Here is a 7,053-nt window from a genome sequence, read left to right on the forward strand (position 1 = left end):
GAGGCGGCACGCTAGATCGGGATCGGGCCAATTTCGGAGCCTTGGATGAATTGCTGCACGATCGGGTTGGGCGACTGCTTGATCTCGTCTACGGTACCGTAGGCGATGATCGCCCCCTCGAAGAGCATAGCGACGTAATCGGCCATCATATATATGGACTGCAAGTCGTGCGAAATCACCACCGCGGTGCCCTGGAGCTTTTGGCGCAGGCGGACGATCGTATCGGTAATCAAATGGGTAACGATCGGGTCTAGCCCGGTCGTGGGCTCGTCGTAGAGAATCAATTCGGGGCGCGTAACGATCGCTCGGGCAAAGCCGGCCCGCTTGAGCATACCGCCGGAGAGCTGGCTTGGAAGATTGTCGTACGTGTTCGATAGGCCGACCGAGTCGAGCGCGTCGACGACGATCTTCTGGATCTCCGATTCGGAGAGATGGGTCTGCTCCTGTAACGGGAGGGCGACGTTGTCGCCGATCGAGAGGCTATCCAAGAGCGCGGCGAATTGAAAACTTAGGCTGATCTTGCGCCGCACGTCCATAAGCTGGCGTTCGGAGATATGGCAAATGTCCACGCCGCGATGATAGACGTGTCCGGACTGCGGCCGGCTCAAACCGTCGAGCAACCGCACGATGGTTGATTTACCGGCGCCGGAGAGGCCGATAATGCACGTGATCGCCCCTTCGACGATATCGAGGGAGCAGTTCTTGAGAATGACCTTCTCGCCGTAGCTCAAGCTGATGTCGTCGAGCTTGGCGATGACGTTCGGCACGCTAGTGGCCACCGAACAACACCATCGAGAGCGCGAAGTTCGAGATGAAGATAAGAATGATTGAAATGACGACCGCGCCGGTGGTCGCCTTACCGACGCCGGCCGCTCCGCCCCGCGTCGAAAGCCCCTGGTATGCGCCGACGAGTGCGATGATCAGCGCGAACACGAGCGATTTCACCAAGCCCTTGAGGACGTCTTCGAATCCGATCGCTTGGCGCGCCGAAGAAAGGAACGTCTCGACGGAAATGTGCGCGTAGGTCTGCGCGATCCACATGCCGCCGAGCGTCGAAATGACGTCGGCGCAAATCGTGAGCAACGGGAGCATGATCAATAGCGCCAGTAGGCGGGGTACGACCAGAAAGCGCGTGGGCTCCAGGCCCATCGACGTGAGCGCGTCGATCTGCTCGGTTACGACCATCGAGCCCAACTCCGCGGCGATCGCGGCGCCGACGCGTCCGGCGACGACGACGGCCGTGAGCATCGGGCCCAGCTCGCGGACCGAGCCGTAGGTTACCGCTCCGCCGACCAAGTTGCCGACGCCGTATTGGACGGCTTGCATGGCCGATTCGAGCGAGATCACCATGCCCGTGAAGAGGGAGGTCAGCAGGACGATCGAGAGCGACTGAAAGCCGAGGAAATAGCATTGGTTCAGCGTTTCGACGAACCGAATGCGCAGGCGCACCAAGAAGCCGGCCGACTCGCCCGCAAGCGCCGTGATGCCGCCGGTGTAATCGAAGAAGCCGATCGTCGCGCGACCGACCTTATCGAGCATCTTCACGCGGTCGAACGTTCCAGCGCGTCGGCGTCGGCGAGCACGCCGTGGGTCACTTCGATGCGTTTTGCGGCCACGCCCCGCTCCGCCGTGAGATTGAATTGGACCTGATGGAGCTGTTCGAGGCGTCGATCGAGGTCTCGCAGATGGGCGCGCGCTTCGCTTTCGAAACCGGAGAAATAGCGCCGCACCGCTTCGAGATACCGCCGCGCTTCGCGAGCGTCGGCGTCACCCGATGCGATCGCGGCCGAGATCGCTCGTTGCGCCTCGCTCATCGCGCGATCGGTGATGTGAAATTCGCCGACGCGCCGCGCGAGTTCGGCGAGCTGTGGATCAACCGGCATGCGTGCCGATATCGACGCCGCAGGCCGCCAGGACTGCGCGTTGTGTGGTGAAGAGTTCCCGCACGCCGTTGTCGGCGAGCGCGAGGAGCGCATCGAGTTCGGCGCGGTCGAAAGGCGCCGCCTCTGCGGTTCCTTGTATCTCTACGAATCGCCCGGCATCCGTCATGAACACGTTCATATCGGTGTGCGCCTTGCTATCTTCGTCATACGCCAAGTCCAACATCGGGGTGCCGTTGACGATCCCGACGCTGGTGGCCGCCACCATGCCGCTCAACGGCCAGCGCCGCGCGTCGGTTGGTTGAAAGTTCTTGGCGAGCGCGAGCGCGAGCGCGACGAATGCGCCGGTGACGGAAGCCGTACGCGTCCCGCCGTCGGCCTGCAGCACGTCGCAGTCGATCCAAATGGTGCGTTCGCCCAGCTTCGCGGTATCGGTCACGGCGCGGAGCGCGCGGCCGATGATGCGCTGGATTTCGTGCGTGCGGCCGCCGACCCGTCCTTTGGAGGATTCGCGTTGCGTGCGTTCGTGCGTCGCGCGCGGCAGCATCGCATACTCGGCGCTGACCCATCCTAGGCCCTTGCCCTTCATCCAGCCCGGGACGCGCTCTTCGAGCGTCGCGGCGCAGAGGACGCGCGTATGGCCGATGCTGATAAGCGCGCTGCCTTCCGCGTACTTCATCACGTTGGGCTCGATCGTGACGGGGCGAAGTTGGTCGGGCCGACGCCCATCGCTACGGGTCATGATACCGGTACTTTCGTTACTCAACGGTGACGGTTTTTGCAAGGTTACGCGGTTGATCGACATCCTTACCTTCGATATCGGCAATATGATAGGCCAGGAGCTGTAAGGGGATCACGTTGACGATCGGCGAGAGCAGTTCGTCGACCTTCGGAACCCAGAACACGTGGTCGGCAACCGCGCGGGCTTCTTCATCTCCGTGATTCGCGACGACGATTACGGGTGCTTCACGCGCTTTTGACTCCATGAGATTCGAAAGCATTTTCTCGCGAACGCGATCGTCGGTCATAACGCCGATGACCGGAACGTGCGGATCGAGCAGCGCGATCGGGCCGTGCTTCATCTCGCCCGCGGCGTAGCCCTCGGCGTGGATGTATGAGATCTCTTTGAGCTTGAGCGCGCCTTCGAGCGCGGTCGGATAATTGATGTACCGCCCCATGAAAAGGCAGCTCTGCATTTTGCGATATTTTTTTGCGACCTTGCGGATCTCGTCGGACGTGTCGAGCACGACGTCGACCGCGGCAGGCAGAAGCTTGGTGCCCTCGCCGATCGCCTGGAGGCGCGCGGGATCGGCGGTGCCGCGCAGTTTCGCCAAATAGAGCGCGAAGAGCGTCATGGCGGTAACCTGCGAAACGTAGGTCTTCGTTGCCGCCACGCCGATCTCGGGCCCGCCGCGCGTGTAGAGCGTGCCGTGCGCCAAGCGAGTGAGATGCGATCCCAGTACGTTGCAGATGCCCAAAATCGTACTCCCGGCATCCTTGGCGATGCGCACGGCTTCAACCGTATCCGCCGTCTCGCCCGATTGCGACATCGCGATCACCAAAGCGGTGGGGTCGATTACCGGGTCGCCGTAACGAAACTCGCTGGCGAGTTCCATTTCGACCGGTAAATGCACGAGCGAGCGTAGGAGATACATGCCGACCATGCCCGCGTGATACGCGGTGCCGCACCCGGTGATGGCGATCTTGCTGATCGCGCGCAGGGTGTCGTCGGTGACCCCGCCCAGCTCGTTCGCGAGATGCACGCGGCCGTTCTCGTCCATTCGCCCGGCCAGCGTCTCTTTGATCACGACCGGCTGCTCGAAGATTTCCTTGAGCATGAAATGCTTGTAGCCGCTCTTTTCAGCCGACGTAGCATCCCACGTTACCGTCACGACCTCGCGATCGATGGGTACGCCTTCGTAATCCGTCAGGCTGTAGCCGTCGCGCCCGACCACGACCATTTCGCCTTCTTGGAGAATGATTTCGCGCCGCGTGTACGGGAGGATTGCCGGCGTATCGGAGGCGACGAACATCTCCCCTTCGCCGATACCCACCACCAGCGGGCTCGCACCGTTACGTGCGAAAACCAAATGTTCGGGATCGTCGCTCGATATGACGCCGAGCGCGTAGGCTCCGCGCACCTCGCGCAGGGTCTTGCGCACCGCGACCGCGAGATCGCCGTCGTAGTGCATCTCGATCAGATGCGAGAGCACCTCGGTATCGGTCTCGCTCTTGAACGTATGCCCGAGTTCGACCAATCTGGCTCGGAGCGGACCGTAGTTTTCGATGATGCCGTTATGGACGACGGCGATCTTTCCGGAACAGTCCATATGCGGATGCGCGTTCGCATCGTTCGGCCTTCCATGCGTGGCCCACCGCGTGTGGCCCAGGCCGCACGTACCGGCGAGGGGGCTGCCGTCGCGCAGCCGCTCCGCAAGTCGCGAAAGTTTGCCCTCGGCTTTGGAGCCGGTCAGCGTGCCTGCGGCATCGATAACCGCAACGCCCGCGCTGTCGTAGCCGCGGTACTCTAGCCGCCCGAGGGCATCCATGATGATGGGGACGCTATCGCGTTCCCCAATGTATCCAACGATCCCACACATAGTTTGTCTCTAACGCAATCGCGCTTACTTGATGCTTTCCTTGGTGCGATGGTATTCGATCATTCCTTCGGCGATTTCGTCCAAGGCGATCGATACGGGCTTATTGGGATTGATTTCGTCTTGCGCGATCAGCGGTTCGCTTGCAAAAAACTCGCGACGGTCGGCCGCCGGGAGCTGCTGGACGCGAATCCAGTTATTGAGCTGACGCGCGCGTTTGGTCACGATGTTGACGAGGCTGAATTTGGAATCCGCGTGCTTGAGCAGCGCGTCGAGATCTCCGAATACCGTTTTACTCATGGGTTCCTTACTTCTGTTGGTGCTACTTAGGTGAGTTCTACGTTTTTTAGCGAGGCATCGCTATAACGATGGATTCTAAAGCGCTCCGCTTGGAGAATGGCCTGCAGGTCGCGCACCGCTTGTTCGGACCGCCCCTGCTCGTTGATGACGAGATAATCGAAGTCCGGAATGAACTTCATCTCCTCGTGCGCTATTTCTAGCCGCCGAGCGATCTCTTCGTTCGTCTCGGTTCTTCGCGCCAGCAGCCGTTCGCGCAGGTGCGAGAGGCGATCCGGCACGAGAAAGATCAGGACCGCATCGGCAAATGCCGCTTTGACGGCCAACGCTCCATTGACCTCGGGCTTCATGATTAGATCGTAACCCTGATGAAGGGTCCCAATCACGTAATCGCGCGGGGTACCGTAGAGGTTGCCGTTGTACTCTCTCCATTCGAGGAATCCGTCGGCATTCCGCCGCCGTTCGAATTCTTCGCGAGTTAGGAAGAAGTAGTGCTCGCCTTCGCGCTCTCCCTCGCGTGGCTCTCTGGTGGTGGCCGAAACGGAGTAATGCAGGCGCGGCGAGCGCTCGCGCAAAGCATCTACCAACGTATCCTTGCCGGCCCCCGAGGGGCCTGAAACGACGAAGAGTAGACCCGGGCCGGTGATCACGCGCACTCCAAACGATGGCAAAGCTCGTTTTGTTCACACTACAGCAGGAGGACCCCTCGTATGTCGCTAGCTCTCGCCTCGATCTTGGCCGAATCGGCGCTCCGATATCCGGATCGTACCGCCGTGGTCTTCGGGCCCGGGAAGATCACGTTTGCCCAGCTGTGGGAGCAGGCCCGTCGCTATGCGTCGGCGTTCGAACGGCGCGGCATCGGCGCGGGCGATCGGGTGGCCGTCATGCTCCCGAACATCCCCGATTTTCCGCGTGCATACTACGGGGCGCTCGCTCTGGGCGCGGTCGTCGTCCCGGTCCACGCGCTGCTCACGGCAGCCGAGGTCGCCTACGTCTTGAAGGATTCGGGCGCAAAGCTGCTCGTCTGCGCGGGCCCGCTTCTGGCTTCCGGGGGCGCCGGCGCGAAGATCGCGGGCATCCCGTGCCTGAGCGTGATGGCCCAGCCCGGCGAGGCGGACGCCAGCCTTGAGGCGGAGTCGGCCGAACTGGAGCCGCTTGCCTCGTATCTCCAGCGGGAGCCCGAAGACGACGCCGTCATCCTCTACACCAGCGGCACGACCGGGACTCCTAAAGGCGCCGTACTGTCCCAAAATAACCTCGTTTTTAACGCCTCGATCTCCGCCCACGATCTCTTTGCAGTTCAGCACACCGACGTCTTCCTCGCGTGCCTGCCCCTCTTCCACTCGTTCGGGCAGACGTGCGTGATGAATACGGCCTTCCGGGTCGGCGCCGGCATCGTGCTGATGCCGCGTTTCGACGGCGCGAGCGCGATCGAACTGATGATGCAGCACGGGGTCACCATCTTCACCGGCGTGCCCACGATGTTCATCGGGCTGCTCGAGGCCGCCAAGAGCGACCCGCGCCGCCCGGCTCTGCGCTCGTGCGCGTCGGGCGGCGCCTCTCTTCCGCTTGCGGTGCTCGAGGCGTTCGAATCGGTCTTTTCGACCGAAATTCTCGAAGGATACGGCCTTTCGGAGACTTCGCCCGTGGCGTCGTTCAACCAGCGGGTCTTCGGGCGCAAGCCGGGGACGGTCGGTTGCGGGATTTGGGGCGTCGAATTGGAGATCGCCAAGGCCGAGATCGACGACCACATCGAGTTCGAGCCCATCGGCGAACTCGGCGAGATCGTCATCCGCGGCCACTGCGTCTTCAAGGGATACCTCAACAACCCCGAAGCGACGCGAGCCGCGATCGTTGACGGATGGTTCCGCTCCGGCGATCTGGGCACCAAGGACGCCGAGGGCTTTATCACCATCGTCGATCGAAAGAAAGACATGATCCTGCGAGGCGCCTACAACGTCTACCCTCGTGAGGTCGAGGAAGTCCTCATGCGCCATCCGGCCGTCTCGCAAGTCGCGGTCATCGGGGTTCCCCATGAGGTACACGGCGAAGAGGTCGTCGCGGTGATCGTGCGCAGCTCGGAGGGCGATGCGATCGAAGGCAGCGCGCTGATCGCTTGGTCGCAAGAGCATCTCGCGAAATATAAATATCCGCGTCACGTCCACTTCATCGAAGCGATGCCGCTGGGCCCGAGCGGCAAAGTCCTCAAACGCGAACTGCGCGACCGCTTTGCGGCGGCAAAGCGGTAGGGCCGAAGCTTACAGCGGCGCCGCGCAGAG

8 protein-coding genes are annotated in these 7,053 nt (G+C 62.0%); 1 reads left to right on the top strand and 7 read right to left on the bottom strand.

Going from position 1 to position 7,053, the window contains the following annotated elements:
* Positions 1-11: 11 nt before the first annotated feature.
* The 7 genes from VMW12_10015 to gmk are packed head-to-tail and all read right to left on the bottom strand — an operon-like array spanning position 12 to position 5,424.
* Positions 12-779, bottom strand: a complete 768-nt coding sequence (locus tag VMW12_10015; protein HUZ50049.1) for an ATP-binding cassette domain-containing protein — start codon at positions 777-779, stop codon at positions 12-14.
* Positions 769-1,539, bottom strand: coding sequence for an ABC transporter permease (locus tag VMW12_10020; GenBank protein HUZ50050.1), 771 nt, complete (start codon positions 1,537-1,539; stop codon positions 769-771). Before VMW12_10020 ends, VMW12_10015 begins: the two co-directional genes overlap by 11 nt.
* Positions 1,540-1,541: 2 nt before the next feature.
* The gene (locus tag VMW12_10025) at positions 1,542-1,883 is read right to left on the bottom strand and encodes a hypothetical protein (protein HUZ50051.1); all 342 of its coding nucleotides are present in this window, start codon (positions 1,881-1,883) and stop codon (positions 1,542-1,544) included.
* On the bottom strand, positions 1,873-2,622 hold the full coding sequence (gene rph, locus VMW12_10030) for a ribonuclease PH (protein ID HUZ50052.1): 750 nt from the start codon (positions 2,620-2,622) through the stop codon (positions 1,873-1,875). The genes VMW12_10025 and rph overlap by 11 nt, the downstream gene beginning before the upstream one ends.
* A gap of 16 nt (positions 2,623-2,638) precedes the next feature.
* Positions 2,639-4,480 (bottom strand): glutamine--fructose-6-phosphate transaminase (isomerizing), encoded by a 1,842-nt coding sequence (glmS, locus tag VMW12_10035; protein HUZ50053.1) that lies wholly within the window; start codon positions 4,478-4,480, stop codon positions 2,639-2,641.
* Positions 4,481-4,504: 24 nt separating this feature from the next.
* Entirely contained in the window at positions 4,505-4,777 is a 273-nt protein-coding gene (rpoZ, locus tag VMW12_10040) for a DNA-directed RNA polymerase subunit omega (GenBank protein ID HUZ50054.1), read from the bottom strand.
* Positions 4,778-4,803: 26 nt separating this feature from the next.
* On the bottom strand, positions 4,804-5,424 hold the full coding sequence (gmk, locus tag VMW12_10045; GenBank protein ID HUZ50055.1) for a guanylate kinase: 621 nt from the start codon (positions 5,422-5,424) through the stop codon (positions 4,804-4,806).
* Positions 5,425-5,484: 60 nt separating this feature from the next.
* On the opposite strand from gmk, the gene VMW12_10050 reads away from it, so the two are divergent.
* Complete coding sequence (locus VMW12_10050; protein HUZ50056.1) at positions 5,485-7,023, top strand: long-chain fatty acid--CoA ligase; 1,539 nt, start codon at positions 5,485-5,487, stop codon at positions 7,021-7,023.
* Positions 7,024-7,053 lie beyond the last annotated feature (30 nt).

The sequence above is a fragment of the Candidatus Dormiibacterota bacterium genome (assembly GCA_035532835.1).
GTDB lineage: Bacteria > Vulcanimicrobiota > Vulcanimicrobiia > Vulcanimicrobiales > Vulcanimicrobiaceae > DAHUXY01.

What these genes read in the sequence shown, in the direction of transcription:
- VMW12_10050 (HUZ50056.1), top strand. Translation starts at nt 5,485, where the DNA reads ATGTCGCTAGCTCTCGCCTCGATCTTGGCCGAATCGGCGCTCCGATAT.
- VMW12_10020 (HUZ50050.1), bottom strand. Translation starts at nt 1,539, where the DNA reads ATGCTCGATAAGGTCGGTCGCGCGACGATCGGCTTCTTCGATTACACC.
- rph (HUZ50052.1), bottom strand. Translation starts at nt 2,622, where the DNA reads ATGACCCGTAGCGATGGGCGTCGGCCCGACCAACTTCGCCCCGTCACG.
- glmS (HUZ50053.1), bottom strand. Translation starts at nt 4,480, where the DNA reads ATGTGTGGGATCGTTGGATACATTGGGGAACGCGATAGCGTCCCCATC.
- rpoZ (HUZ50054.1), bottom strand. Translation starts at nt 4,777, where the DNA reads ATGAGTAAAACGGTATTCGGAGATCTCGACGCGCTGCTCAAGCACGCG.
- VMW12_10025 (HUZ50051.1), bottom strand. Translation starts at nt 1,883, where the DNA reads ATGCCGGTTGATCCACAGCTCGCCGAACTCGCGCGGCGCGTCGGCGAA.